This is a genomic window from Vreelandella titanicae BH1, from assembly GCF_000336575.1.
Lineage (GTDB): Bacteria > Pseudomonadota > Gammaproteobacteria > Pseudomonadales > Halomonadaceae > Vreelandella > Vreelandella titanicae.
Genome location: NZ_AOPO01000003.1, coordinates 198,714 through 220,850 on the forward strand (window position 1 = coordinate 198,714; position 22,137 = coordinate 220,850).

A 22,137-nucleotide genomic window follows, 5' to 3' on the forward strand; every position below is an offset into this window, starting at 1 on the left:
CGATTACCTTCTGACCTAAGCGGCCGCCCTTGAGCATGCTCAACCTTCCCGATCCCGGTCATATCGCTCCACGGCAGGGAAGGGTGGCAACCAATGTTCACGTCGAATGTTCCAAAGCTCATACGTCGCTTTCAGCTGATTGGGTGAATCAAGGGTGCCAAGGTGTATTTCGATTTCTTCCTCGCTTACCGAAAAAACCGACGAACTGCATGCTGAACAGAAGTAGCGCCCCTGATAACGGTGCGGTTCGCCTTCGATAATGACAGCTTGCTTGGGATAATCAGCAGCGGCATAGAAAAGCGCTGCGTGAGGAGGGGCATGGGGTTTGGGCGCAATCACTTTACTGCTTAAAAGATCGTGAACAGGTTCTAAAGGGTCATTCAGAGACGCCCTCGCAGTTGTCGTGATACAGCGGGGCATCGGTGCCCAACACTAGGCGCTTGGTGGCGTGATTGTAGTAGAAGCGACCGGACTCGGCGCGTGAAAGCTCATAGTTGCCGCACACCCCATAGCCCTTGTTGACTTGCGTCAAGTGGGAGATCTCGGCCGGTGCCTGGCTGTCGAGGCGTTCAGATATAGTCGCGGCGATGTGGGCATCACGCTGGGCCTCAGAATAGGCCTGGCTACCGAATACCAGGCCAGCAACGACGAAAATGGCGACGACGGGAATCCATAGATTATGCATAGAGTGTCCAGTTAGAGGATATAAAGGTGCATGAATTCGGTAGAAAGATTATTTAGCTGGATAATAACTTTCTGCCCATCCAATTTCATTGGTTGGCGAGTAGTTGGTTTACACAAGGATCCGCGCCAACCTTACGGCACTAAACTGCTTTATGTAGTGGTTCACTGATTTCGGACACCCATCGCCCCAGCACGATGCTATTGTCCTATACACACGTCAAGGCGCACCTCAGCGCCCAGGCAGCGAGGTATTATTGGGTTGGCTGCGTGAGGTATTGAGTGATGAGCAGATTGCTGAAGCGATAGGCTTGGCGCTTGGCGCTAGGTGCAGTGGCTGAGCTGCGTGTTGAAGGTAAGCGCTGATCTGGCTTTTATTACGTATCTGGTTTCGTGCATAGCGCATCGAAAGAAAGGGCAGTCCAATTGGCTGCCCTTTCTGTATTTGGTTGCTGAGGATGGCAGACATTCCCCATGCCATGAAAGACCCCAGCGTCAGGTTAAGTGTTGCACCTACTGATATTCTTTCTTAAATTTTTATTAGGGAGTTAAAAGAGACACTTGGGTCTATCTATTTAGATGAACGTCGGCAAGCATATGAATTGCTGCTTCAATGGTTGTCAATTGACAACCATTGAGGGGGGCTTCATACTCAGAGGCAAATAATGACTCGTCCATCACATCCGAAAAAAGAGATCGAAACTGCCCTCAAACATGCGGAAGCGGAGGGCTGGCGAGTTGAAGTCGGCGGTAGTCACGCCTGGGGCAAGATTTACTGTCCCTATAATGATGATGAATGCCGCTGCGGTGAGTTTTGTATCGCGAGCGTGTGGAGTACACCGAAAAATCCCGGCAGCCACGCCCGGGCAATTCGGAGAGTGGTGGACAAGTGCTCGACCCACAAGCGTCGAGACGAAGCGGAGCCGGAGGATTGAAGAATGGAATATATTTTTACGCTGAAATACCAACTGGCTGATAGTGACTCCGACCTAGATGCGCTAGTGGAGCGTTTGGGCGCTGCCGGTTGCGATGATGCTCTGGTGGGCGTGGGGCAGCCGGGCCGCTTGGCGCTGGAATTCTCTCGTGAAGCGGGCAGCGCCGCGGAAGCGGTTCACAGTGCCCTGGTTGACGTAAAAAAAGCGATCCCTTCCGCGCGGCTGATTGAGGCTTCGCCGGATCTTGTTGGCCTGACGGATGTAGCAGACGTTGTGGGCGTTTCGCGACAGGCAATGCGAAAGCTGATGCTCACCCACCGAGCGACGTTTCCTGTACCGGTTCACGAAGGCAGTGCCTCAATCTGGCACCTGGCGGAGGTGCTTGACTGGTTGATGACCCGAGGGGGTTACCAAATTGATGTTGGCGTGCTGGATATTGCGAAAGTAGCATTAGAAGTGAATATAGCCAAAGAGGCGATCCGCCATCCGGTTAGTAGCCGCGAGGAAATGGAGTTGCTGACCGCGTAGCCAACAGTTCAATAGTTTGTTGGAGAATAAAGACATGTTGGCAGAAAATTTGGAAAACTGGGCTCAGCAAGAGCGCCAGGAAGGCGAAAAGCTGGGCATTGAGAAAGGTGAGAAGCTGGGTGTTGAGAAAACAGCTCGTAATCTGCTTAAGCTGGGAGTGCTGAGTGTTGAGCAGATTGCTGAAGCGACAGGCTTGGTGCTAAAGGATGTGGTTAAGCTGCGCACTGAAGGTAAGCGCTGATCGATTGCCTTCTGACCTAAGCGGCAGCCCTTGAACCTGCTCAAACTTCCCTATCCCGTTCGTATCGCTCCACGTTTGGAAATGGCGGTAGCCAATGTTCTCGGCGAATGTTCCAAAGCTCATATGTCGGTTTCAGCTGATTGGGTGAATCAAGGGTGCCAAGGTGTATTTCGATTTCTTCCTCGCTTACCGAAAAAACCGACGAACCGCATGCTGAACAGAAGTAGCGCCCCTGATAACTGTGCGGTTCGCCTTCGATAATGACAGCTTGCTTTGGGTAATCGGCAGCCGCATAGAAAAGCGCCCCATGATGCTTGCGACAATCCATACAGTGGCAAATACCTACCCGGAGCGGCTCGCCATTGGCCACGATTCGGATCTTACCGCAGAGACAGCCACCCGTTAGTTGAACCATTGTTAATCTCCAGAAGATTTATACATTCAAAGTAGGTGGCACTTTCGATTTTGTCTTGCCGCCGTCTCGTTGGTATTTGATGCCAGCAAACCGAGATAAATCGAGCTGTTGCAGGAGGCGGATTCGCCTAAGAGCCCGGAATTAGTTTGTATCTCGGTTATACAAGCAGGCGCGGATATTAAGCGGGTAAATCGCCCTCCCTTGGTTCTTTAAAAGATAGATAATTGGTGAACTAAAGGTACACAAAATTTGATAATATTAAAGAGTCTCATGGCAGATTATTTAGTTAAGTGCTAATTTGTGAACCATGAGTACACTTAATGAAGAAAAGCTAAAGAAGGTGCTTGAAGCCATACCTTCAGGATTCATGGTTGACACCGCATGGCTTGAACGCCACGGTGTCAGCCGTTTCCTTGCTCGCAAATACGTTGATAACGGCTGGCTGGAGCGTGTTAACCGCGGCGTCTTCCGCCGCCCCGCGCCGAACGCAATAAAGTCGGCCACCATCGATTGGAAAACCTGCCTGCTTTCCATGCAGCATATTATGCGCTATGACATCCATATCGGCGGTACCACGGCGCTTGCCCAACAGGGCTACGATCACTATCTGCGTCTGGGCAGCAATGCGCCTGTCTGGGTATATGGCGAGGCCACGCCCAATTGGCTCAGCAAGCTGCCACTCAACGCACCACTTCAAACCCGTAGCACCTCGCTGTTCGCCGACTCATCGCTTGGGTTGGCCAAGGACAACATCAATGCCGAAGGCACGCTGCCATGGGACTGGATGCTTAAAATGTCGGCACCCGAAAGGGCAATTATGGAAGCTATGAACGAGCTGCCCGACCTTGAGAGTTTTCACAACCTCGATATGCTATTTGAGAGCCTGACAACGCTGAGACCTAAACTACTGTCAGCGCTGCTGCATAGTTGTAAGAAGATCAAGGTAAAGCGTCTGTTCTTTGTTTTTGCAGATCGCCACGATCACCCCTGGCGCAAGCGCCTCGACCCAGCAGAGTTCAATCTTGGAAGTGGCGACCGCGCGCTGGTAAAAGGGGGCAAGATACATCCGCGCTATCGGATTATGGTGCCTGAAGCGTTTGTAACGGCGGAGGCCAACGATGGCACGTGAAACCTATGAAGCACAGGTCGCACTTCTTGTGCGTATTCTCCCGCATGTCGCCAAGGAAGATGTATTCGCGCTCAAGGGCGGCACGGCGATAAACCTGTTCTATCGTGATCTTCCGCGTTTGTCGGTCGATATCGACCTGACCTACCTGCCGGTGAAAGATCGAATCGATAGCCTTTCCGAGATCAACAACGCGATGGATCGCATTGCGGGGGCCATTGAAGGCGGTATCGTTGATGCCAAAACACAACGTATAAAGGGCGGCGGTGGTGGTGCCACTCGTCTTCTTGCTCGCATGGGCGGTGTAGAGATCAAGATCGAAACCTCTCCAGTCACACGCGGTGTCGTTCATGAGCCTGAAACGCTTTCCGTCTCCGAAGCTGTTGAAGATGAGTTCGGCTACGCAGAGATGCAGATTGTCTCCTTCGAAGATCTGTTCGGCGGTAAGTTGAACGCAGCCGTCGACCGTCAGCATCCGCGCGACCTTTACGATGTGAAGCTGCTTTACGAGAACGAGGGCCTAACGGATGATCTATTTCGCACCTTTTTGATCTACATTGCGAGTTCGTCGCGCCCCGCGCATGAGCTGCTGAATCCGAATCTCATCAATCTTGATCAGCCTTATACTCAAGAATTTGAGGGAATGACCAGAGCTTCTGTCAGTCTCCAAGAGCTCTTGGACACCCGTAAACGATTGATTACAGATATTCATTCCCGCTTCGATGAGAACACCAAGCGATTCCTAATAAGCCTGCATGACGGTACGCCCGATTTTGATGCTATTGATCGCCCTCGGGCGGTGGATCTGCCAGCCGTACGCTGGAAGCTTATCAATCTGGGAAAACTGAAAAACGAAAATGCCGCCAAGCATGCTGAGCAACGGAGAAAGCTGGAAGTGTTGCTAGGGTAGGTAGATCGGAGCGGCGCCCTCGGTGTGATATGGAATGTGGACATCACGCTTCACTATCTAAGTCGCTGATTAATGCATCCATCGAGAAATCGTCCACGAATTCACCAGCTCTAGCTTGTCTGGTACCTTGAGCTAGATGTGTACGTAGCGCCTCAAGTTTGCTTTTGCGTTTTTCCAAGCTAAGACTTGTTGACGTCATAGAATGCTTCCCGTGTTCAAAAGTAATAAATATGGATATGGCTGACAAGAAAGGCAAGAGGCCTAACTGGTGCGGTCTACTGAGCATTTCTACTGTTTAACCCACTCTTCTTTACCAACAAGTCCGCTGATGAGCCCACGAGCCGAATAGAAGTCATAATCGGCTCATAATATGAGCTGAATGGAGGCAATCGGCTCGTGTATGGCTAAACAGGGCGCACGAAGAAGAGATCAAACGGAGCTGCTTGAAGCTCTATATATACAAGTTTCTGATGCCTTCCCTGAATGCTTACTGTCCAGACGATTTGCCAGTGGCACAGATCTTGGCTAGGCAATGTGTATTGTTGGGCAGGTCAATATCGAACTGTTGATATGTCCAAACCGAATATTCGGTTTGCGTCGCCACTACAAATCCACAAACTGACACACCCGAAACGGCTGAGTGCTATCTAACCATTCCCCGCCACAATCAACATCGTCGCCACAATAGACAACGCTATCCCCACCATGCTGGTGCCGCTAACCGCCTCCTTGCGAACCAGTGAGCCGAATACGACGGGTATCAGCGGGTACATCGACACAATCACAATGCTGATAATGGTGAGCTGTCCTTGCCGTGATAGCGCATAGAGCGTAAGCCCTAGAGCGCTGATACCGCCCGCCATCGTTGAGAAAAGTGGAAGGCGTATTTGAGCTGGCTTCGTGCGTTGGTAAAACGGCAGTAGACACACGGCACCGTTTAGCATGCATAGGGCGATGCCATACAGCGCCGCATGGTCGGGCACCTGCCCAAGAAAGTGCAGCTGCAGAGAAAACCCCAACCCTGCACCTAACCCAAAGAGCAGGCCTGTTCTGATTATGCTGCTCACCTGCCCTTTGTTTATCCTACCTCCGCCCGTCGTTAGCCAGATAGCGGGCAAGGCGATCATCACACCTAGCCATACCCAAGCGTTGGGCCGCTCGCCAAGAAATACCAAAGAGAGCCCAAGGGCGATGGTTACCATCGAGACAGCGCTAACAGGCACTACGATAGCAAAGGGAGCCTGCGATAAGCCTTTATAAAGCAGCAATGCGCCCAGGGCTGAGCCAAGGCCAGCAAGCGTACCCCATTTCCAGGTATCTGGCTCCCATGTGGAAAAGAGCAGCGCGACTGCAAGACTGACAAGCGCCCCGCCCAGATGGGTGTAAAAACCAATATTAAGCGGCGGGTAAAAACGGGCGAGCAAGCCATTGATAAAGTGTGTACTGCCGAGCAACAACATGGCGCTTAGTGCCAGAACGATGGACATGGGATTTCCAGGTCAGGATGATAAATGAAAGGCCAGCATAGAAGGCGCTAGTGCTTGGCTGGAAACTCGGTTCGCTCATGGCCGTTATGAGGAGGGATGATGATAAGAGGCGCCGACATCTCTATTGCCCAACTACGTGTGCTGCTTGCGGTAGTGGAAGAGCAATCCTATACCCGGGCGGCGGCGCGACTGGGCGTTAGCCAATCTGGCGTAAGTCACTCAATGCAGGCATTGGAAAAGCTGGTAGGTGGCCCACTTATCACAAAAGCGGCGGAAAGATGGGAGCCGACTGCCTTAGGCGAGTTAGTGCTTACTAGTGCCAGAAAGGTTGTAGGAGAGTTTCAGGTATTGAGCCAGCAAGTGGCCCAATTTCATAATGAAGTAGATGAAACGCTGAAAATAGGTGTAATTCCCAGTGCATTAACAGGATGGTTATCCCCACACCTTTCTAGCTTAACGAGCCGCTACCCTGATGCCATTAGCCTTGTGCTGGAAGGCATGGAGGAAGAGATAAAGGAGTGGGTGGAAAGCGGCGTGGTTGATATGGGCATAACCACCGATGTGACGCAGCTTAATCTCACCTACTGGTGTGAGCACTTCGATTGGCAGCTACTAAAGAAGGATGAGGTCGTTGCCGTTTTACCCGAGAACCATTCACTCCGCAAACAAGCTAGCGTTACGGTAGCGGAGCTTGCCGATCATCCGTTGATTATGTCGTCAGGGGGTTGTGAGGCGCTTATTCAGCAGATATTTGCTCACTCATTGGAGGAAGTCGATACTTTTCAGGTGGATTTTTGGGTACGTGATACGCGCACGCTGTTGCAGATGGTTGCTGGCGATGTCGGTGTTAGCCTAGTGCCCACACTGGCGTTAAACAATAAGCCAGCAGCTAATGTGGTAACGCTGCCGTTATCTCCCCAACGTGACCGGAACCTGATTGCCTTTTGGGCTAAATGGCAGCCGCTGAATCAGGTCGGCCAACAACTACTGAAAGAGTGCAAAGCGTAACGGGCTTTCCATCGCATGGTGTGAATGTATTACGGATGGATGAGCATGGTAATCTGTCTCGTAACGATTGGCAGAGGTCTCCATGGTTAATAACCACCACGATACCGGCTACAAAGAGTTGTTTAGTTATCCTGAATTTGTTCAGCAACTCATCGAAGGCTTTGCTCCCGCCGAGATTGCCCGGTTAATGGATTTTTCTACCCTGAAGAGCCAGAGCGGCAACTACATTACGCCACTGTTCGAAGAAAAAATTGAGGACGTGGTGTGGTCAGTCAACGTTAACTGGCAAGGGATGACCCAAGAGGTGTACCTGTACATCTTGTTGGAGTTTCAGTCCTCGGTGGATCGCACCATGCCGGTTCGGCTGATGCACTACGCCGCTTGCTTCTACAGTGAATTGCTCAAGCAGAAGGTCATCACACCCGGCCAGGGCTTACCGCCGGTGTTTCCGGTAGTGCTTTATAACGGCTCAGAGCGCTGGACGGCATCGTTAGATCTCTATGACATGATCATGCCGGAACCGCCGGGTCTCCTACAGGTCTACCAGCCACGCATGCGTTATTATTTAGTCGATGAAGGGCGCTATACTGATGAGCAGCTAGGCTTGGTGCAGTCGCCGTTAAGCGGGGTGTTCAGTATCGAGAAGGCTTCCACAAATCGCCAGGGGCTTCAGCAAGCTGTGGATCGGATTGTGGCGATTATTCAGGCCGATTCTCACAAAGAGCGTATCGACAAGATTATTACCCGCTGGCTTAAGCGCCACTTGCAGCGGCTCGGGGCTGAGGTCGACCTCAATCAGCTCAACAGTTTGGTGGAGGATAAAGACATGTTGGCAGAAAATTTGGAAAACTGGGCTCAGCAAGAACGCCAAGTAGGCATTCAGGAAGGCGAAAAGCTGGGCATCGAGAAAGGTGAAAAGCTAGGCATCGAGAAAACTGCCCGTAATCTGCTCAAGCTGGGGGTGCTGAGTGATGAGCAGATTGCAGGAGCGACAGGCTTGGCGTTAGAGGATGTGGCTAAGCTGCGCACTGAAGGCCAGCGCTGATCCTTGCTTTCATTTACGTATTCCCGCTTCACACATAAAACGAGAGGGCAGTCCAATTGGCTGCCCTTTCTGTATTTGGTTGCTGAGGATGGCAGACATTCCCCATGCCATGAAAGCCCCCAGCGTCAGGTTAAGTGTTGCACATACTGATATTCTTTTTTAAATTTTTATTAGGGAGTTAAAAGAGACACTTGGGTCTATCTATTTAGATGAACGTCGGCAAGCATATGAATTGCTGCTTCAATGGTTGTCAATTGACAACCATTGAAGGGGGCTTCATACTCAGAGGCAAATAATGACTCGTCCATCACATCCGAAAAAAGAGATCGAAACTGCCCTCAAACATGCGGAAGCGGAGGGCTGGCGAGTTGAAGTCGGCGGTAGTCACGCCTGGGGCAAGATTTACTGTCCCTATAATGATGATGAATGCCGCTGCGGTGAGTTTTGTATCGCGAGCGTGTGGAGTACACCGAAAAATCCCGGCAGCCACGCCCGGGCAATTCGGAGAGTGGTGGACAAGTGCTCGACCCACAAGCGTCGAGACGAAGCGGAGCCGGAGGATTGAAGAATGGAATATGTTTTTACGCTGAAATACCAACTGGCTGATAGTGATTCCGACCTAGATGCGCTGGTGGGGCATTTGGGCACTGCCGGTTGCGATGATGCTCTGGTGGGCGTGGGGCAGCCGGGCCGCTTGGCGCTGGAATTCTCTCGTGAAGCGGGCAGCGCCGCGGAAGCGGTTCGCACTGCCCTGGTTGACGTAAAAAAAGCGATCCCTTCCGCGCGGCTGATCGAGGCTTCGCCGGATCTTGTTGGCCTGACGGATGTAGCAGACGTTGTGGGCGTATCCCGACAGGCAATGCGAAAGTTGATGCTCACCCACCGAGCGACGTTTCCTATGCCGGTTCACGAAGGCAGTGCCTCAATCTGGCACCTGGTGGAGGTGCTTGACTGGTTGATGACCCGAGGGGGTTACCAAATTGATGTTGGCGTGCTGGATATTGCGAAAGTAGCATTAGAAGTGAATATAGCCAAAGAGGCGATCCGCCATCCGGTTCGTAGCCGCGAGGAAATGGAGTTGCTGACCGCGTAGCCAACAGCTCAACAGTTTGTTGGAGGATAAAGACATGTTGGCAGAAAATTTGGAAAACTGGGCTCAGCAAGAACGCCAGGAAGGCGAAAAGCTGGGCATTGAGAAAACGGCCCGTAATCTGCTCAAGCTGGGAGTGCTGAGTGACGAGCAGATTGCTGAAGCGACAGGCTTGGTGCTAGAGGATGTGGTTAAGCTGCGCACTGAAGGTAAGCGCTGATCGATTACCTTCTGACCTAAGCGGCAGCCCTTGAACCCGCTCAATCTTCCCGATCTCGTTCGTATCGCTCCACGTTTTGAAATGGCGGTAGCCAATGTTCGCGGCGAATGCCCCAAAGCTCATACGTCGGTTTAAGTTGATTGGGTGAATCAAGGGTACCAAGGTGTATTTCGATTTCTTCCTCGCTTACCGAAAAAACCGACGAACCGCATGCGGAACAGAAGTAGCGCCCCTGATAACTGTGCGGTTCGCCTTCGATAATGACAGCTTGCTTGGGATAATCAGCAGCCGCATAGAAAAGCGCCCCATGATGCTTGCGACAATCCATACAGTGGCAAATACCTACCCGAAGCGGCTCGCCATTGGCCAAGATTCGGATCTTACCGCAGAGACAGCCACCTGTTAGTTGTTCCATTGCCAATCTCCAGAAGATTCATACATTCAAAGTAGGTGGCACTTTTTGTTTTGTCTTGCTGCCGTCTCGTTGGTATTTGATGCCCGCAAACCGATAAAAGCTAGCTGTTGCAGGAGGCGGATTTGCCTTAGAGCCCGGAATTAGTTTGTATCTCGGTTACAAGCAGGCGCGGATATTAAGCTGGTAAATCGCCTCCCCGTGGGTCTTTAAAAGATAGGTGCTTTGTGAACTAAAAGTACACAAAATTTGACGATATTAAAGAGCCTTATGGAAGATTCTTTAGTTAATCAACGCCGAAGACACGCTGCCATGGGACTGGACGCTCAAGAGGTCGGCACTCGAAAGGGCAATTATGGAAGCTATGGACGAGCTGCCCGACCATGAGAGTTTTCACAATCTCGATATGCTATTTGAGAGCCTGACAACGCTGCGCCCTAAACTACTGGCAGCTCTGCTGCAGAGTTGTAAGTAGATCAAGGTAAAGCGGCTATTCTTTGTCTTTGTCGATCGCCTCGATCCCCCCTGGCGCAAGCGCTTCGACCCAGCAGAGTTCAATCTCGGCAGCGGCGACCGTGCACTGGTAAAGGGGGCAAGATACGTCCGCGCTATCGGATTATGGCGCCTGAAGCGTTTGTAAGGACGGAGACCAACGATGGCACGTGAAACCTATGAAGCACAGGTCGCACTTCTTGTGCGTATTCTCCCGCATGTCGCTAAGGAAGATGTATTCGCGCTGAAGGGCGGCACGGCGATAAACCTGTTCTATCGTGATCTCCCGCGTTTGTCAGTCGATATCGACCTGACCTACCTGCCGGTGAAAGATCGAAACGATAGCCTTTCCGAGATCAACAACGCGATGGCCACCAAAAATTTGAGGGAATGACCAGAGCTTCTGTCAGTCTCCAAGAGCTCTTCGACACCCGTAAACGATTGATTGCAGATATTCATTCCCGCTTCGATGAGAACACCAAGCAATTCCTAATGAGCCTGCATGACGGTATGCCCGATTTTGATGCTATTGATCGCCCTCGGGCGGCGGATCTGCCTGCCGTACGCTGGAAGCTTATCAATCTGGAAAAACTGAAAAACGAAAACGCGGCCAAACATGCTGAACAACGTCATGAGCTGAAAGTACTGCTGGGGTAAGGTGCGCAAGTCGGAATCTTGAAGCAAAAGAGGCGATCCGCCCAAGCCGCTTTGTGCTCTACTATCTGCACCTGTTATTCACGGAGGAAGCACCCATGGCCATAGGCGGCTTGATAGGATTATTGGATGACATTGCCGCATTGGCGAAGCTGTCCGCAGCATCATTGGATGATGTGAGTGCCGCCGCAGGGCGTGCGACGGCGAAGGCGGCCGGGGTGGTGGTGGATGATACGGCGGTGACGCCGCAATATTTGCAGGGGGTAACAGCGGAGCGGGAACTGGCGATTGTGAAGAAGATCGCGCTGGGGTCGATTCGCAACAAGCTGATTTTTATCCTGCCGGTGGCGCTGCTGCTGAATCACTTTTTGCCCGCGCTATTGCCGATCATCCTGATGGTGGGCGGCACCTACTTGGCCTTTGAGGGCGCTGAGAAGGTCTGGCACAAGCTCTCTGGTCAGCATGACGACGATAAGCCAGCGGTAGAGAAGGGACCGGAGGCCGAGAAACAGATCGTGGGTGGCGCTATTCGTACCGACCTGATTCTGTCCGCCGAAATCATGGTGATCGCGCTTTCAACAGTGTCCCATCAAGGGTTCTGGTCGCAGATGGTTAGCCTGGTGGTGGTCGCGTTTGTCATCACACTTCTGGTGTATGGAGTAGTGGCGCTGTTGGTCAGGATGGATGATATCGGCCTGAGGCTCGCCCAGCGGGATAGTTCGGGCGTGCAGACACTGGGCCGTGGCCTGGTGACAGCCATGCCTAAGGTGCTAGCGACCATCTCGGTCGTGGGTACTGTCGCCATGCTCTGGGTGGGTGGGCATATACTGATGGCCAATCTAGGTGCCGATGGTACGGGTTGGTTCAACGCTCCCTATGAGTGGGTACACCATATTGAGCTTGGCATTAGCGAGGCAACCGGTGCCCTGGGCGGCACGCTGGGCTGGAGCTTCAATACACTGTGCTCTGCGGTGATTGGCTTTTTGGTGGGCTCGGTAGTGGTGGGCGTGGTGCACCTACTTCCTGTTAAGAAGGCGCATGTCGAGTAAGGTTTACGCCGGGTGTTTCCGGTGGAGCTTTCTAACGGCTCAGAGCGCTGCTATGGCCGGATCATTGAACTCTGTTGGCTGTCCCTCTCGTCAGGCCTGAGCACCGCACAGGAGCAAGAGGTTGGGGCAACTTCGATAGCTCACCCACTGTCATTGGTCGCGCAAATGATCGTCAACCTTATCAGGACGGGCGACGAAGAGGCTGATCTTGTCCCGAGAGAATATGGTGGAAGTTTCGAGGGGTAAAAGGGCCACTAAAGCAGCGGCATAGAAAAGCGCTGCGTGAGGAGGGGCATGGGGTTTGTGCGCAATCACTTTACTGCTGAAAAGATCGTGAACAGGTTCTAAGGGGTCAGTCAGAGACGCCCTCGCAGTTGTCGTGATACAGCGGAGCATCGGTACCCAACACTAGGCGCTTGGTGGCGTGATTGTAGTAGAAACGACCGGACTCGGCGCTTGAAAGCTCATAGTCGCCGCACACCCCATAGCCCTTATTGACTTGCGTCAAGTGGGAAATTTCGGCCGGTGCCTGGCTGTCGAGGCGTTCAGATATAGTCGCGGCGATGTGGGCATCACGCTGGGCCTCAGAATAGGCCTGGTTACCGAATACCAGGCCAGCAACGACGAAAATGGCGACGACGGGAATCCATAGGTTATGCATAGAGTGTCCAGTGAGAGGATATAAAAGTGCATGAATTCGGTAGAAAAATTATTTAGCTGGATAATAACTTTTTGCCCATCCGATTTCATTGGTTAGCGAGTAGTTGGTTTACACAAGGATCCGCGCCAACCTTACGACACTAAACTGCTTTATGAAGTGGTTCACTGATTCCGGACACCCATCGCCTCAGCACGATGCTATTGTCCTATACACACGTCAAGGCGCACCTCAGCGCCCAGGCAGCGAGGCATTATTGGGTTGGCTGCGTGAGGTGTAGAGTGATGAGCAGATTGCTGAAGCGATAGGCTTGGCGCTAGATGAAGTGGCAAAGCTGCGCACTGAAGGTCAGCGCTGATCCGTGCTTTCATTTACGTATTCCCGCTTCACACATAAAACGAAAGGGCAGTCCAAGTGACTGCCCTTTCTGTATTTGGCTGCTGAGGATGGCAGACATTCCCCATGCCATGAAATAACCTGATGCAATGGTTCATAGTCAGTAATGAATAGCCGTTTTGGCGGATCAGTAGTACCCGCTCAGCAAAGAAGCCGGTGTGACCATAATCTGATTGTCTTTTGGCCACAAAAGCAGCCTCTTGACCAAATATGTCAGCAATTGGTGCGGGAGTGTTCTCCACGGGATTAGTTATGCAGGCATCGCTTTGCGGTTGCAAAATATCCTTAAAGTACACGTTACTTCTGAAAAGCAGAGTTGCAAGTGCTTGCCTTTTGCATCCAGTATACTATACTGAATGCAGTTGGAGCGCAGCTGCGCTTACCACATGCAATAGGAGTTTGGGCTATGGGCATGATGACTATTAGAAGCATTCCTGACGAAGTACACAATGCACTAAAAGCGCGAGCCAAGCAGAATCACCGCAGCGCCGAGGCTGAGGTGCGGGCCATCCTGGAAGAGATCACACGGCCAGAAAGTCGCCTCAAAATGGGTGATGCCCTGGCTGATTTGGGTCGCAAGATCGGGTTGACCAATGAAGACGTAGCGGTCTTTGAAAAGGTGCGTGACAAGACGCCTGCTGAACCGATGAGGTTTGAATGATCGTTCTGGATACCAATGTCGTTTCCGAGGCGATGAAACCCGAGCCTGATCCAGCCGTCAGAGCTTGGCTTAATGAGCAGTCGGCTGAAACGTTATACCTGTCTAGTGTCACACTTGCAGAGTTGTTATTTGGTATTGCGGCGCTGCCCAACGGGAAGCGCAAGGACATGTTGAGCGAGACCTTGGGCGGCCTTGTGGAGTTGTTCAGAGGGCGGATTTTGTCCTTTGACGTTGACGCCGCTCGCAAGTATGCAGAGCTAGCCGTGACAGCCAGAACCGCCGGGCGTGGTTTTCCTGTGCCGGATGGCTACATTGCTGCTATTGCCGTATCACAAGGCTATCAAGTCGCCTCCAGAGATATGGCTCCTTTTGAGGCAGCCAATGTGGACGTCATTAACCCTTTTGAAGCCTAACTGGTGCGGTCTGCTGGGCACTTTAATTGCTTAACCCATTCTTCTTACCCCAACATACCCTCCGACTAGCCCATGAGCCGAATATAAACCTTATTCGGCTCATAAGATGATCTGAATAGATGATGCAATCGGCTCATGTATATTTGGGAATAGCACCACTGGCCGTCTTTTTAACGGAGTAACTGCGCGCTGCCTCAAAGCCTTCAAGTAGCGCGCTCTGTTCGACCCCCAAGCCCTCGATGCAAAAGCTGTTCAAAAACTGCCGGGCGGCAAAGAGCTCCCGGCCCGATCCTGCCAAGAATTGACTAAGAGGACGATGGCTTGATGGGTGGCATCAGGCCCCGAATAAATTCGCACCATATTGAGCCCTTTAGCACAAAGTTGGTGCGAATTTATGCATAGATACGTTCAACAACCCGCAGAATCTCTCATGTTTCAAGGTGGCATGATAATTGCTTTTTCTTTAAGTAAGTAAATAGTTACTTAACTCGCTCCATGAAGAGTGTTTTCTGAATGGGCGCAATGGCAAGGATCACACCATGAAAAAGCAATTTAAGAACATGAAGCTGAAGGCCCTCGCTTGTAGTTTCGCGTTGGGCACCTTGGTACACACCGGCATGGCGAGTGCCGATATCCATATCAAGTTCCATCATGATTTGCCTGAAGATAGCGCACAGCACCTAGCAGCTGAGCGCTTCAGGGACATGGTGGCTGAGCGTAGTGGCGGTGAGATTTCAGTAGAAATTTTCCCCAACAACACACTCGGTGATGATGTCGAAGTCACCCAACAGTTGCAGATGGGAGCTGTGGAAGCAGCGATTATTCCGACCGCCAAGTTATCGGGCTTCGTTCCCGCCATGCAGATCGTCGATCTGCCTTTCTTGTTCCCTTCTCCCGATATCGCCCACACCGTTCTTGATGGGCAGGCCGGTGATGATCTATTGGCGACTGTGGAACAGGTGGGTCTGAAGGGGGTTACTTTTTGGGAAAGTGGTTTCAAGCAATTTACCTGCGACCAACCCGTTAATGGCCCGGAAGACTTCGCAGGCCAAAAGGTACGCGTGATGCAAAGCCCTATCATCATGGAACAGTTTAAAGCGATGGGCGCTAACCCGGTACCGATTGCCTTCGGCGAAACCTACAACGCGCTGCAACAACGCATTGTCGACTGCCAGGAAAATCCGCTGGTATCGATTACACAAATGAAATTTTATGAAGTGCAGTCGGATGTGGTTATCAGCAATCACGCTTATCTAGCCTATGCATTTCTGTTTAGCCAGAGTTGGTTCGATAGCTTAAGCCCTGAGAATCAGGCGCTATTGACGGACGCTGCACGTGAAACCACCGTATTCCAGCGTGAAGAAACCGCCCGCCGTGAAACGGGCTACATTGCCACTATCGAAGCCAGTGGCACTAACGTGAGCACACTGGATGATGCCCAACTGACGGCTTTCAGAGAGTCGACAGCGTCGGTGCACGATGAGTTTGCCAATGAAATTGGCGCAGATCTAATGGCGGAATTCCAGCAAGCCATTGCTGATGCCGAATAGTAGCGCTTCACCCATTAAAGGGCTGATCGGTGATCCCGATAGCCCTTTCCTTCCCCATTGTTTTCATCGCTGGTGGAGTCCGCTATGCGCAAACTTGATCGCCTAATATCGCGTGCCGAGGAGGTTTTGATTGGCCTGCTGATTTTGTCCGCCTCGTTCATTCTTTTCGCCAACGTCATTGCACGCTACGTGTTTAACGATGGTTTTGCATGGGCTGAGGAGCTGGTGCGTTACCAAATTGTATGGATGGTGCTGCTTGGCGCGAGCGTTGCTGCACGGCAAGGGATTCATATTGGGATCGATATTCTACGCAGGTTTAGTCCTCCCCTCATGGCGAAATGGATAGAGTTGCTAGTTCATGCGGTTTCTATCGCTTTTTGCCTTTTCCTGGTGGTTTACGGTTTCCAGTTAACCGAGCAAACCCATCGGTTTGGTCAGGTGAGTTCTGCTCTACAAGCGCCCATGTGGATCGTTCAGTTGGCCATTCCGGTGGGCGCTCTTTTAATGGGTATTCGCTTTACCCAGCATTTCTTCCGGACGTTGCTTGGTCGAGAGCAAGCCTCTGCCCACCTTGATCAAATTGGATAAGAATATGGTCATCACATTCCTGGTGCTATTAGCTGTTTTGATGTTAGTGGGAACGCCCATCTTTATTGCATTGGCGGGTTCCGTCACGGTGGCGATGGGGAGCTTTAGCCATATTCCATTGGCGATCGTGGCTGAGCGATTGTTTGCCGGGTTGGATAAGTTCCCATTGATGGCGATACCCTTTTTTATTCTCACCGGTAGCTTGATGAGCGCGGGTGGGTTATCGCAGCGTATCATCCGCTTGGCCAACTTGTTGGTAGGACGCTTTACCGGTGGTATGGGGATGACGGCGGTATCAGCGAGTATGTTTTTTGGCGCTATTTCCGGATCTAGCCCGGCCACGGTGGTTTCGGTGGGCTCATTGCTCTATCCGGCCATGCGCAAGGAAGGATATTCCGGTCAATTTTCGATTGGCGTGCTGGTGTCTGCCGGTTCATTGGGCATCATCATTCCCCCTTCGGTTGTAATGATCGTCTATGCGGCTGTCACTGGGGTGTCCGTGGGTGCGCTGTTCATGGCGGGGGTGGGAGCCGGTTTATTATATGCAGCATGCTTATTGCCTTACTGTTGGTACCGCGCCAAAAAGGACGGTGTCACCCCCATGAAACCGCCCAGTTGGGGCGAGGTGTTAGCAGGATTCAAAGATGCTTCGTGGGGGTTGGGTGTGCCTCTCGTCGTCTTGGGTGGGATTTATCTGGGTATCTTTACGCCCACTGAAGCCGCCGCTGTATCAGTGGTATATGCCCTGTTGGTCTCAGCCCTGATTTATCGTGAGAAGAGCTTTGCAGAGCTATTCCAAAGCATGATTGAAGCGGCGACCACAACGGCTCAGGTAATGATTATTCTCGCTGCTGCCTCGGTTCTGGCGTGGTTTCTTTCCAGTAATGGGCTAGCGGCCATGTTGGCCAACGCTATCCTGTCGTTATCCGAGAATCCGTACCATATCTTCCTGCTGATCAATGTGACGGTACTGATTGCCGGCATGTTCCTCGATGCTTCCTCCATCATAGTGATTCTCGCCCCCCTGTTTTACACCGTGGGTATGCGCGTTGGTATTGACCCTGTCCACCTAGGGGCAGTACTGACCGTGAATGGGGCGATTGGTATGTTTACGCCGCCATTTGGCCTCAACCTGTTTGTGGCGGGCACTATCAACGGCGTCGATTACGTCCAGGCGGTACGTGGTGCCTTGCCCTTTATTGGCATTGCTCTGTTTGCCTTGATTTTGCTGACCTATATTCCTGCGATCAGTATGTGGCTACCCAGTGTGGTGTATGGCGGCTAAACAGCCAGAATAAGGATGGTAGCAATGTCTATTAGTTTAACTTCATCAGCGCTGGCGCATTCCCATGAGGGGGTGGTGACCAGTCCACATACGTTGGCAACAGAGGCGGGTCGTGAGGTACTTCGTCAAGGAGGCAATGCGGTTGAGGCTGCCATCACCATGGGGGCTTGTCTGTCAGTGACGTATCCGCATTTTACCGGGCTTGGCGGCGATGCCTTCATGATCATTGCGGATGCAAACGGTGGCGTGCAAACCCTGTCAGGCATTGGTCAGGCGCCAAAAGCCAACCTGAAATTATCTGGCAAGCTCCCTGCGAGAGGGCCAGGTTCCATGTTAACGACGGCTGCCACGGTCGATACCTGGGGGCAGGCGCATGAGATTTCCCGTCAGAGCTGTGGCGGAAAAATGGGCTGGGCAGCGCTGTTAGAACCAGCGATACAGCTAGCGAAAGAAGGCTTTCCCGTGACGCCATCGCAGCGCTTTTGGCTTGATTTTCGCAGCGATGACCTGTCGATGATGCCCAGCGTACGAGAGCTCTTTATGTCAGGCGGGAAGATTCCCCGTGACGGTGAACAGCTGTGCCAGCCACAGCTGGCCGCCTCGCTGCAGTCCATTGCAACCCACGGCTACCGGGACTTCTATGAAGGGCAGTTGGGGGCGAAAATTGCCGCGGGACTGGCAGCGGCAGGGTCTCCGCTCACCGGCGCTGATCTGGCAGCTACCCGAGCACGAATCGAAAAGCCGTTGTCTGTTCCTTACCGTGGTGGCGAGCTGCTGGCCCATCGCCCCCCAACCCAGGGTATGACGACACTAGAGATAATGGGTATCTTGGAGCGTTTTGACCTCTCCAGGATCGAAGAGGGCAGCGCCGATTATTACCACCTGCTGGTGGAGGCGGTAAAGCGTGCTTTCCTGGATCGTAATAGCTACTTGGCTGATCCCGACTTCGCGTCGGTGCCTTGTGAAAAGTTGCTATCGCCTGCCCATCTTGATGCTGAAGCGGCAAAAGTGGAGGCGGGGAAAGCATTGGATTGGCCCTTCGCTTATCAGCATGGCGATACGGTTTATCTAGCGGCAGCTGATCGTTTCGGTAATGCCGTCTCCATGCTGCAGACGATTTATTACGACTGGGGCAGTGGTGTCAGTGTCGGTGATACGGGGTTTTTGTGGCATAACCGTGGTGCCGCGTTCAGTCTTGATCCTGCTCATCCGAATGTGATTGCCCCGGGAAAGCGTCCTTTTCATACCCTTAACCCGGGTATGTATCGTGTCGATGGAAAGCCTCGTTTACTTTACGGTACTCAAGGAGCAGATGGACAGCCGCAAACCCTCGCTGCCGTGCTGACGCGCTTGATAGACTATGGCATGGATCCGCTCAGTGCGCTTAAAGCGCCGCGCTTCCTACTGGGGCGAACCTTTTCCGATGGACGTGACACGCTAAAACTTGAGCAGGATGCGGGAGCTGCTATTTTCGCTGAATTGACCCGGCGTGGTCATCAAATGAGCCCGCTACCCGCACAAAGTGCCCTGGCTGGCCACCCCGGCGCGGTCGTTATCGACCCTGCGAAAGGCTTTTACGCCGCTCATGACCCTCGCAGCGATGGCATCGCGTTAGGGCTATAGCACCAATAGAAACAAGGATGTGTACATGACAAAAAGCGATACGCTCGATGTGAAACAGAGTGCCCGTACCCGGGGAAAAAACCGCCGTAATGCTCATGAAACACGCGAGCGCCTGCTTCAAGCGGCGACTCAAGAGTTTTCCGAGCGCGGCTACGATGGTGCTCGCATGGAACGTATCGTGCGTGCAGCCGATTGTAATGTGCGCATGGTGTATCACTACTTCGATGACAAGGAAGGTCTTTACCTGACTGTTCTCGAACGAGTCTATGAGGAGTTGCGCGCCAAGGAGCAGGCACTCAATTTAAGCTATCTCGAGCCCGTTGCAGGTATGCGCGCGCTGGTCGAATTCACCTTCGATCATATGGCCGAGCATCCCGAGTTCACCAGCCTGGTGCGCAATGAGAACTTGCTGGGTGGGCGCATGCTGCGCAAATCGAGCAAAGTCGTCCAGCAAACGACGCCGCTCGTAGGCATGATCCGGGATACCCTAAAGCGAGGGGAAGCAGCAGGGTTATTTCGCTCGGCTGTAGACCCTACCCAGCTCTACATTTCTATTCTTTCGCTATCAATCATTCACATCAATCAACGCGACACGCTATCCATCATCTTCGAGCAGGATCTGGCTGACCCGGATTGGTTGATTGAGCGGCGTGCCCATGCGGTCGAGGTAATACTTTCCTATCTATGTGTTGAGTCCCGGGTGATTAAATAAGCGACAAGGACTATCTGCAGGGCTCCGAATACCTCATCTACTTGCCCATCTGCTGCATAAATTTACGACAGCAAACCAAGCCAGAACCGCCGCCTTCCTCCGGCGGGCGACTAGCCGCCCGAACAAAAGCGCTGGGAGATTGACCGAGCACCTTGCGAAACATACTGGAGAAAGCGGCTGGGCTGTCGTAGCCGAGTTCCAGTGCGGTTCGGGTAACGGAACTGCCAGACAGCAGCCTGGGAATTGCTGCCATCAGGCAGGCCTGTTGGCGCCATCGGCCAAAAGAGAGTCCAGTCTGCTGACGGAACAGGCGATTGAAGGTGCGCTGACTGCAATGTAACTGCCGCGCCCACTCCTCAGGAAGAGTGTGAATGCTCGGCTGGCCGAGGAACTCTCTGCACAGGCGGGCGAGCGGAAGGTCATGGGGCAGGGGGGCAAACAGTGGCAGGGCCTGAGCCTGTTCCAGCTCGTATAGGAGTAGTTGCGCCAGGGCACCGTCGCGGCCGTTTTCGTCATAGAGCGCGGGGATGTGGGCGGAAGCCAGCAACAGGTGATGCAGGAGAGGCGTCACGACTAGCACCTCGCAGTTGCGCGATGTGCGTGGCGCAACGTGGGGCTCGATATACAGGCTTCGGGTGCTCACCCCGTTCATGCGCACTTGGTGGCGCTTGCCCGCAGGTAGCCAGACGCCGCTGAATGGCGGCACCATCCAGGTGCCATCATCCGTATTAACTTCCATCACGCCGGTCATGCCATAGAGAAACTGGGCACGGCGATGGGTATGGAAGTCCAGAAGGGTGCCGGGGCGGTAATCAGTGCCGATGGCCACCATGGGCCGTGCTACATGATCCACATCTGAAAGAGGTGTATTGAGCATTAGCGTTAACCTGGCTGAAACGCGTTGATGGTTGTCCGGATGACGAATGTCAGCCAATCCTCGCCAGCATATAGTGCCTGCTGTTTCGTTTCATCAGGAGAGTGCCGGTGTATAGCGTATTGCTTCTTTGTGGCGGGTTGGCGGGAGTGACCACCGTATTGTTCGGTTTCGGTGGTGGCTTTGTGGTGGTTCCCTTGCTGTATACCCTGCTGATTTCTGTCCATGGGCCGGATAGTGGTATCGGTCAGGCGGCCATGCATATCGCGGTGGCCACCTCGACGGCGTTGATGGTCTTTGCTGCTTCCCTGTCCACATGGCGCCACCACCAACGGCAGACCGTGCAGTGGCACTTGGTGCGTCCGCTGGTCGGCTATATCGCCGTGGGCGCCGTGCTGGGCGCGACGGCTGCCGTGTCGTTAAGTGGCGAGTGGGTGCGCTGGGCGTTCATCGGCTATCTGGGCATCACGATTGCGGATGCCGTTCTGCGGCCCGGTTTTCTGCATCAAGCGGAGAGTGATGTGCGTCCTATAGGGCGTGGGGTAACGGCGATGACGGGGACATTGATTGGTGCGGTGGCCGCCTTGCTGGGCGTTGGCGGCAGTGTGATGACCGTACCGCTCATGCGCCGTAGAGGCGCAAGTATGACGGCAGCTACTGCCATGGCCAATCCGTTGTCGTTGCCCATGGCGGTGAGTGGCACCGCGACGTATGTGTTGCTGTCGGCAAATCACCCAGCGTTGGGGGACTGGTATGCCGGTTATGTGGATCTGCGCGCCTTGCTGGTACTCGCAGTGGGCTCATGGCTCGGAATCCGCCTGGCATCGACCTGGATCGGGCGCATCCCTGATCGTCTTCATGCCAGGGTGTACCTGCTATTGCTGACCATGGTGCTGGTGGTGATGGTTTTTGTTCATTGAGTGTTGCTTGCTTGGGAGATGCCTGTTTGGGAGATGTGTGGCGCTTGATATTCAGGGCGTCGCGCAGTCGAGAGAGCTTGATTTATTTTGTCAGTAGTTTCTTATGAGATCTTGTTGACATGGTTGCCAAAAGCAATTAATTATGTGCTTAAGGCAACTAATTG

At 52.9% G+C, this 22,137-nt stretch carries 29 protein-coding genes and 1 pseudogene; 22 read left to right on the forward strand and 8 right to left on the reverse strand.

Features of this window, described 5'->3' with window-relative positions:
* Positions 1 to 39: 39 nt before the first annotated feature.
* Positions 40 to 339 carry a GFA family protein gene (locus tag HALTITAN_RS08275; protein WP_233973919.1) on the reverse strand — a complete coding sequence of 100 codons (300 nt, stop codon included), beginning with the start codon at positions 337 to 339 and terminating at the stop codon, positions 40 to 42.
* A gap of 37 nt (positions 340 to 376) precedes the next feature.
* The gene (locus tag HALTITAN_RS08280) at positions 377 to 685 is read right to left on the reverse strand and encodes a hypothetical protein (RefSeq protein WP_039858796.1); all 309 of its coding nucleotides are present in this window, start codon (positions 683 to 685) and stop codon (positions 377 to 379) included.
* 661 nt (positions 686 to 1,346) lie between these two features.
* Here HALTITAN_RS08280 and HALTITAN_RS24760 point away from each other — a divergent pair.
* Genes HALTITAN_RS24760 through HALTITAN_RS08295 form a run of 3 tightly spaced genes read left to right on the forward strand, consistent with a single transcriptional unit; the run spans position 1,347 to position 2,385 of the window.
* The gene (locus HALTITAN_RS24760; protein WP_081742660.1) at positions 1,347 to 1,616 is read left to right on the forward strand and encodes a hypothetical protein; all 270 of its coding nucleotides are present in this window, start codon (positions 1,347 to 1,349) and stop codon (positions 1,614 to 1,616) included.
* A 3-nt stretch (positions 1,617 to 1,619) separates the two neighbouring features.
* On the forward strand, positions 1,620 to 2,144 hold the full coding sequence (locus HALTITAN_RS08290; protein ID WP_009286823.1) for a helix-turn-helix transcriptional regulator: 525 nt from the start codon (positions 1,620 to 1,622) through the stop codon (positions 2,142 to 2,144).
* Between the two features lie 34 nt (positions 2,145 to 2,178).
* A complete protein-coding gene (locus HALTITAN_RS08295) occupies positions 2,179 to 2,385 on the forward strand; it encodes a hypothetical protein (protein WP_039858802.1) in 207 nt (68 codons plus the stop codon).
* Positions 2,386 to 2,425: 40 nt separating this feature from the next.
* Here the strand turns inward: HALTITAN_RS08295 and HALTITAN_RS08300 are convergent, their stop codons facing one another.
* Positions 2,426 to 2,800, reverse strand: a complete 375-nt coding sequence (locus HALTITAN_RS08300; RefSeq protein WP_039858803.1) for a GFA family protein — start codon at positions 2,798 to 2,800, stop codon at positions 2,426 to 2,428.
* 307 nt (positions 2,801 to 3,107) lie between these two features.
* Between HALTITAN_RS08300 and HALTITAN_RS08305 the strand changes: the two genes are divergently transcribed.
* A complete protein-coding gene (locus HALTITAN_RS08305) occupies positions 3,108 to 3,929 on the forward strand; it encodes a type IV toxin-antitoxin system AbiEi family antitoxin (protein WP_009286824.1) in 822 nt (273 codons plus the stop codon).
* Positions 3,919 to 4,836 carry a nucleotidyl transferase AbiEii/AbiGii toxin family protein gene (locus HALTITAN_RS08310; RefSeq protein WP_009286825.1) on the forward strand — a complete coding sequence of 306 codons (918 nt, stop codon included), beginning with the start codon at positions 3,919 to 3,921 and terminating at the stop codon, positions 4,834 to 4,836. The genes HALTITAN_RS08305 and HALTITAN_RS08310 overlap by 11 nt, the downstream gene beginning before the upstream one ends.
* 647 nt (positions 4,837 to 5,483) lie before the next feature.
* Here the strand turns inward: HALTITAN_RS08310 and HALTITAN_RS08315 are convergent.
* Positions 5,484 to 6,323 (reverse strand): EamA family transporter, encoded by an 840-nt coding sequence (locus HALTITAN_RS08315; protein WP_009286826.1) that lies wholly within the window; start codon positions 6,321 to 6,323, stop codon positions 5,484 to 5,486.
* 96 nt (positions 6,324 to 6,419) lie between these two features.
* On the opposite strand from HALTITAN_RS08315, the gene HALTITAN_RS08320 reads away from it, so the two are divergent.
* The 5 genes from HALTITAN_RS08320 (at position 6,420) to HALTITAN_RS08335 (ending at position 9,686) form a co-directional block, all read left to right on the forward strand.
* Positions 6,420 to 7,331, forward strand: coding sequence for a LysR family transcriptional regulator (locus tag HALTITAN_RS08320; protein WP_009286827.1), 912 nt, complete (start codon positions 6,420 to 6,422; stop codon positions 7,329 to 7,331).
* Between the two features lie 82 nt (positions 7,332 to 7,413).
* Positions 7,414 to 8,376, forward strand: coding sequence for an Rpn family recombination-promoting nuclease/putative transposase (locus HALTITAN_RS08325; protein ID WP_039858806.1), 963 nt, complete (start codon positions 7,414 to 7,416; stop codon positions 8,374 to 8,376).
* A gap of 295 nt (positions 8,377 to 8,671) precedes the next feature.
* Positions 8,672 to 8,941 (forward strand): hypothetical protein, encoded by a 270-nt coding sequence (locus HALTITAN_RS24770; RefSeq protein ID WP_081742660.1) that lies wholly within the window; start codon positions 8,672 to 8,674, stop codon positions 8,939 to 8,941.
* Positions 8,942 to 8,944: 3 nt separating this feature from the next.
* Positions 8,945 to 9,469, forward strand: a complete 525-nt coding sequence (locus tag HALTITAN_RS08330; protein WP_009286828.1) for a beta-ketoacyl-[acyl-carrier-protein] synthase family protein — start codon at positions 8,945 to 8,947, stop codon at positions 9,467 to 9,469.
* A gap of 34 nt (positions 9,470 to 9,503) precedes the next feature.
* Positions 9,504 to 9,686, forward strand: a complete 183-nt coding sequence (locus HALTITAN_RS08335) for a hypothetical protein (protein WP_039858808.1) — start codon at positions 9,504 to 9,506, stop codon at positions 9,684 to 9,686.
* 40 nt (positions 9,687 to 9,726) lie between these two features.
* Here the strand turns inward: HALTITAN_RS08335 and HALTITAN_RS08340 are convergent, their stop codons facing one another.
* The gene (locus tag HALTITAN_RS08340) at positions 9,727 to 10,101 is read right to left on the reverse strand and encodes a GFA family protein (RefSeq protein ID WP_039858811.1); all 375 of its coding nucleotides are present in this window, start codon (positions 10,099 to 10,101) and stop codon (positions 9,727 to 9,729) included.
* Between the two features lie 361 nt (positions 10,102 to 10,462).
* Between HALTITAN_RS08340 and HALTITAN_RS08345 the strand changes: the two are divergent.
* The 4 genes and pseudogenes from HALTITAN_RS08345 (at position 10,463) to HALTITAN_RS08355 (ending at position 12,293) form a co-directional block, all read left to right on the forward strand.
* Positions 10,463 to 10,738, forward strand: a pseudogene (locus tag HALTITAN_RS08345) (type IV toxin-antitoxin system AbiEi family antitoxin domain-containing protein).
* A gap of 15 nt (positions 10,739 to 10,753) precedes the next feature.
* On the forward strand, positions 10,754 to 10,984 hold the full coding sequence (locus tag HALTITAN_RS26315; RefSeq protein WP_022519889.1) for a nucleotidyl transferase AbiEii/AbiGii toxin family protein: 231 nt from the start codon (positions 10,754 to 10,756) through the stop codon (positions 10,982 to 10,984).
* On the forward strand, positions 10,981 to 11,247 hold the full coding sequence (locus tag HALTITAN_RS26320; protein ID WP_022519888.1) for a hypothetical protein: 267 nt from the start codon (positions 10,981 to 10,983) through the stop codon (positions 11,245 to 11,247). The genes HALTITAN_RS26315 and HALTITAN_RS26320 overlap by 4 nt, the downstream gene beginning before the upstream one ends.
* A 95-nt stretch (positions 11,248 to 11,342) precedes the next feature.
* Positions 11,343 to 12,293 carry a DUF808 domain-containing protein gene (locus HALTITAN_RS08355; RefSeq protein WP_022519887.1) on the forward strand — a complete coding sequence of 317 codons (951 nt, stop codon included), beginning with the start codon at positions 11,343 to 11,345 and terminating at the stop codon, positions 12,291 to 12,293.
* Between the two features lie 352 nt (positions 12,294 to 12,645).
* Here HALTITAN_RS08355 and HALTITAN_RS08365 read toward each other — a convergent pair whose 3' ends face one another.
* Both HALTITAN_RS08365 and HALTITAN_RS25540 read right to left on the reverse strand, forming a co-directional pair.
* A complete protein-coding gene (locus HALTITAN_RS08365) occupies positions 12,646 to 12,954 on the reverse strand; it encodes a hypothetical protein (RefSeq protein ID WP_039858818.1) in 309 nt (102 codons plus the stop codon).
* A 383-nt stretch (positions 12,955 to 13,337) separates the two neighbouring features.
* Entirely contained in the window at positions 13,338 to 13,643 is a 306-nt protein-coding gene (locus tag HALTITAN_RS25540; RefSeq protein ID WP_022519785.1) for a hypothetical protein, read from the reverse strand.
* Positions 13,644 to 13,753: 110 nt separating this feature from the next.
* On the opposite strand from HALTITAN_RS25540, the gene HALTITAN_RS08370 reads away from it, so the two are divergent.
* The 7 genes from HALTITAN_RS08370 to HALTITAN_RS08400 all read left to right on the forward strand — a co-directional run bounded on the left by HALTITAN_RS08370 (position 13,754) and on the right by HALTITAN_RS08400 (position 20,179).
* A complete protein-coding gene (locus tag HALTITAN_RS08370) occupies positions 13,754 to 14,008 on the forward strand; it encodes a FitA-like ribbon-helix-helix domain-containing protein (protein ID WP_022519784.1) in 255 nt (84 codons plus the stop codon).
* Entirely contained in the window at positions 14,005 to 14,421 is a 417-nt protein-coding gene (locus tag HALTITAN_RS08375) for a type II toxin-antitoxin system VapC family toxin (RefSeq protein WP_022519783.1), read from the forward strand. Before HALTITAN_RS08370 ends, HALTITAN_RS08375 begins: the two co-directional genes overlap by 4 nt.
* 539 nt (positions 14,422 to 14,960) lie before the next feature.
* Positions 14,961 to 15,971, forward strand: a complete 1,011-nt coding sequence (locus HALTITAN_RS08380) for a TRAP transporter substrate-binding protein (RefSeq protein WP_009286830.1) — start codon at positions 14,961 to 14,963, stop codon at positions 15,969 to 15,971.
* Positions 15,972 to 16,055: 84 nt separating this feature from the next.
* Positions 16,056 to 16,559: a TRAP transporter small permease gene (locus HALTITAN_RS08385; protein ID WP_051051946.1), complete on the forward strand. Its 504-nt coding sequence runs from the start codon at positions 16,056 to 16,058 to the stop codon at positions 16,557 to 16,559.
* A gap of 4 nt (positions 16,560 to 16,563) precedes the next feature.
* Positions 16,564 to 17,844, forward strand: coding sequence for a TRAP transporter large permease (locus HALTITAN_RS08390; RefSeq protein WP_039858822.1), 1,281 nt, complete (start codon positions 16,564 to 16,566; stop codon positions 17,842 to 17,844).
* A gap of 24 nt (positions 17,845 to 17,868) precedes the next feature.
* Entirely contained in the window at positions 17,869 to 19,467 is a 1,599-nt protein-coding gene (gene ggt / locus HALTITAN_RS08395) for a gamma-glutamyltransferase (protein WP_201764682.1), read from the forward strand.
* A gap of 25 nt (positions 19,468 to 19,492) precedes the next feature.
* Complete coding sequence (locus tag HALTITAN_RS08400) at positions 19,493 to 20,179, forward strand: TetR/AcrR family transcriptional regulator (protein WP_022519734.1); 687 nt, start codon at positions 19,493 to 19,495, stop codon at positions 20,177 to 20,179.
* 37 nt (positions 20,180 to 20,216) lie between these two features.
* Here the strand turns inward: HALTITAN_RS08400 and HALTITAN_RS08405 are convergent, their stop codons facing one another.
* Positions 20,217 to 21,056 carry an AraC family transcriptional regulator gene (locus tag HALTITAN_RS08405; RefSeq protein WP_051051948.1) on the reverse strand — a complete coding sequence of 280 codons (840 nt, stop codon included), beginning with the start codon at positions 21,054 to 21,056 and terminating at the stop codon, positions 20,217 to 20,219.
* Positions 21,057 to 21,163: 107 nt separating this feature from the next.
* Between HALTITAN_RS08405 and HALTITAN_RS08410 the strand changes: the two genes are divergently transcribed.
* On the forward strand, positions 21,164 to 21,973 hold the full coding sequence (locus HALTITAN_RS08410) for a sulfite exporter TauE/SafE family protein (protein WP_039858826.1): 810 nt from the start codon (positions 21,164 to 21,166) through the stop codon (positions 21,971 to 21,973).
* Positions 21,974 to 22,137 lie beyond the last annotated feature (164 nt).

What these genes read in the sequence shown, in the direction of transcription:
- HALTITAN_RS08280 (WP_039858796.1), bottom strand. Translation starts at nt 685, where the DNA reads ATGCATAATCTATGGATTCCCGTCGTCGCCATTTTCGTCGTTGCTGGC.
- HALTITAN_RS24760 (WP_081742660.1), top strand. Translation starts at nt 1,347, where the DNA reads ATGACTCGTCCATCACATCCGAAAAAAGAGATCGAAACTGCCCTCAAA.
- HALTITAN_RS08290 (WP_009286823.1), top strand. Translation starts at nt 1,620, where the DNA reads ATGGAATATATTTTTACGCTGAAATACCAACTGGCTGATAGTGACTCC.
- HALTITAN_RS08295 (WP_039858802.1), top strand. Translation starts at nt 2,179, where the DNA reads ATGTTGGCAGAAAATTTGGAAAACTGGGCTCAGCAAGAGCGCCAGGAA.
- HALTITAN_RS08300 (WP_039858803.1), bottom strand. Translation starts at nt 2,800, where the DNA reads ATGGTTCAACTAACGGGTGGCTGTCTCTGCGGTAAGATCCGAATCGTG.
- HALTITAN_RS08305 (WP_009286824.1), top strand. Translation starts at nt 3,108, where the DNA reads ATGAGTACACTTAATGAAGAAAAGCTAAAGAAGGTGCTTGAAGCCATA.
- HALTITAN_RS08310 (WP_009286825.1), top strand. Translation starts at nt 3,919, where the DNA reads ATGGCACGTGAAACCTATGAAGCACAGGTCGCACTTCTTGTGCGTATT.
- HALTITAN_RS08315 (WP_009286826.1), bottom strand. Translation starts at nt 6,323, where the DNA reads ATGTCCATCGTTCTGGCACTAAGCGCCATGTTGTTGCTCGGCAGTACA.
- HALTITAN_RS08320 (WP_009286827.1), top strand. Translation starts at nt 6,420, where the DNA reads ATGATGATAAGAGGCGCCGACATCTCTATTGCCCAACTACGTGTGCTG.
- HALTITAN_RS08325 (WP_039858806.1), top strand. Translation starts at nt 7,414, where the DNA reads ATGGTTAATAACCACCACGATACCGGCTACAAAGAGTTGTTTAGTTAT.
- HALTITAN_RS24770 (WP_081742660.1), top strand. Translation starts at nt 8,672, where the DNA reads ATGACTCGTCCATCACATCCGAAAAAAGAGATCGAAACTGCCCTCAAA.
- HALTITAN_RS08330 (WP_009286828.1), top strand. Translation starts at nt 8,945, where the DNA reads ATGGAATATGTTTTTACGCTGAAATACCAACTGGCTGATAGTGATTCC.
- HALTITAN_RS08335 (WP_039858808.1), top strand. Translation starts at nt 9,504, where the DNA reads ATGTTGGCAGAAAATTTGGAAAACTGGGCTCAGCAAGAACGCCAGGAA.
- HALTITAN_RS08340 (WP_039858811.1), bottom strand. Translation starts at nt 10,101, where the DNA reads ATGGAACAACTAACAGGTGGCTGTCTCTGCGGTAAGATCCGAATCTTG.
- HALTITAN_RS26315 (WP_022519889.1), top strand. Translation starts at nt 10,754, where the DNA reads ATGGCACGTGAAACCTATGAAGCACAGGTCGCACTTCTTGTGCGTATT.
- HALTITAN_RS26320 (WP_022519888.1), top strand. Translation starts at nt 10,981, where the DNA reads ATGACCAGAGCTTCTGTCAGTCTCCAAGAGCTCTTCGACACCCGTAAA.
- HALTITAN_RS08355 (WP_022519887.1), top strand. Translation starts at nt 11,343, where the DNA reads ATGGCCATAGGCGGCTTGATAGGATTATTGGATGACATTGCCGCATTG.
- HALTITAN_RS08365 (WP_039858818.1), bottom strand. Translation starts at nt 12,954, where the DNA reads ATGCATAACCTATGGATTCCCGTCGTCGCCATTTTCGTCGTTGCTGGC.
- HALTITAN_RS08370 (WP_022519784.1), top strand. Translation starts at nt 13,754, where the DNA reads ATGGGCATGATGACTATTAGAAGCATTCCTGACGAAGTACACAATGCA.
- HALTITAN_RS08375 (WP_022519783.1), top strand. Translation starts at nt 14,005, where the DNA reads ATGATCGTTCTGGATACCAATGTCGTTTCCGAGGCGATGAAACCCGAG.
- HALTITAN_RS08380 (WP_009286830.1), top strand. Translation starts at nt 14,961, where the DNA reads ATGAAAAAGCAATTTAAGAACATGAAGCTGAAGGCCCTCGCTTGTAGT.
- HALTITAN_RS08385 (WP_051051946.1), top strand. Translation starts at nt 16,056, where the DNA reads ATGCGCAAACTTGATCGCCTAATATCGCGTGCCGAGGAGGTTTTGATT.
- HALTITAN_RS08390 (WP_039858822.1), top strand. Translation starts at nt 16,564, where the DNA reads ATGGTCATCACATTCCTGGTGCTATTAGCTGTTTTGATGTTAGTGGGA.
- ggt (WP_201764682.1), top strand. Translation starts at nt 17,869, where the DNA reads ATGTCTATTAGTTTAACTTCATCAGCGCTGGCGCATTCCCATGAGGGG.
- HALTITAN_RS08400 (WP_022519734.1), top strand. Translation starts at nt 19,493, where the DNA reads ATGACAAAAAGCGATACGCTCGATGTGAAACAGAGTGCCCGTACCCGG.
- HALTITAN_RS08405 (WP_051051948.1), bottom strand. Translation starts at nt 21,056, where the DNA reads ATGCTCAATACACCTCTTTCAGATGTGGATCATGTAGCACGGCCCATG.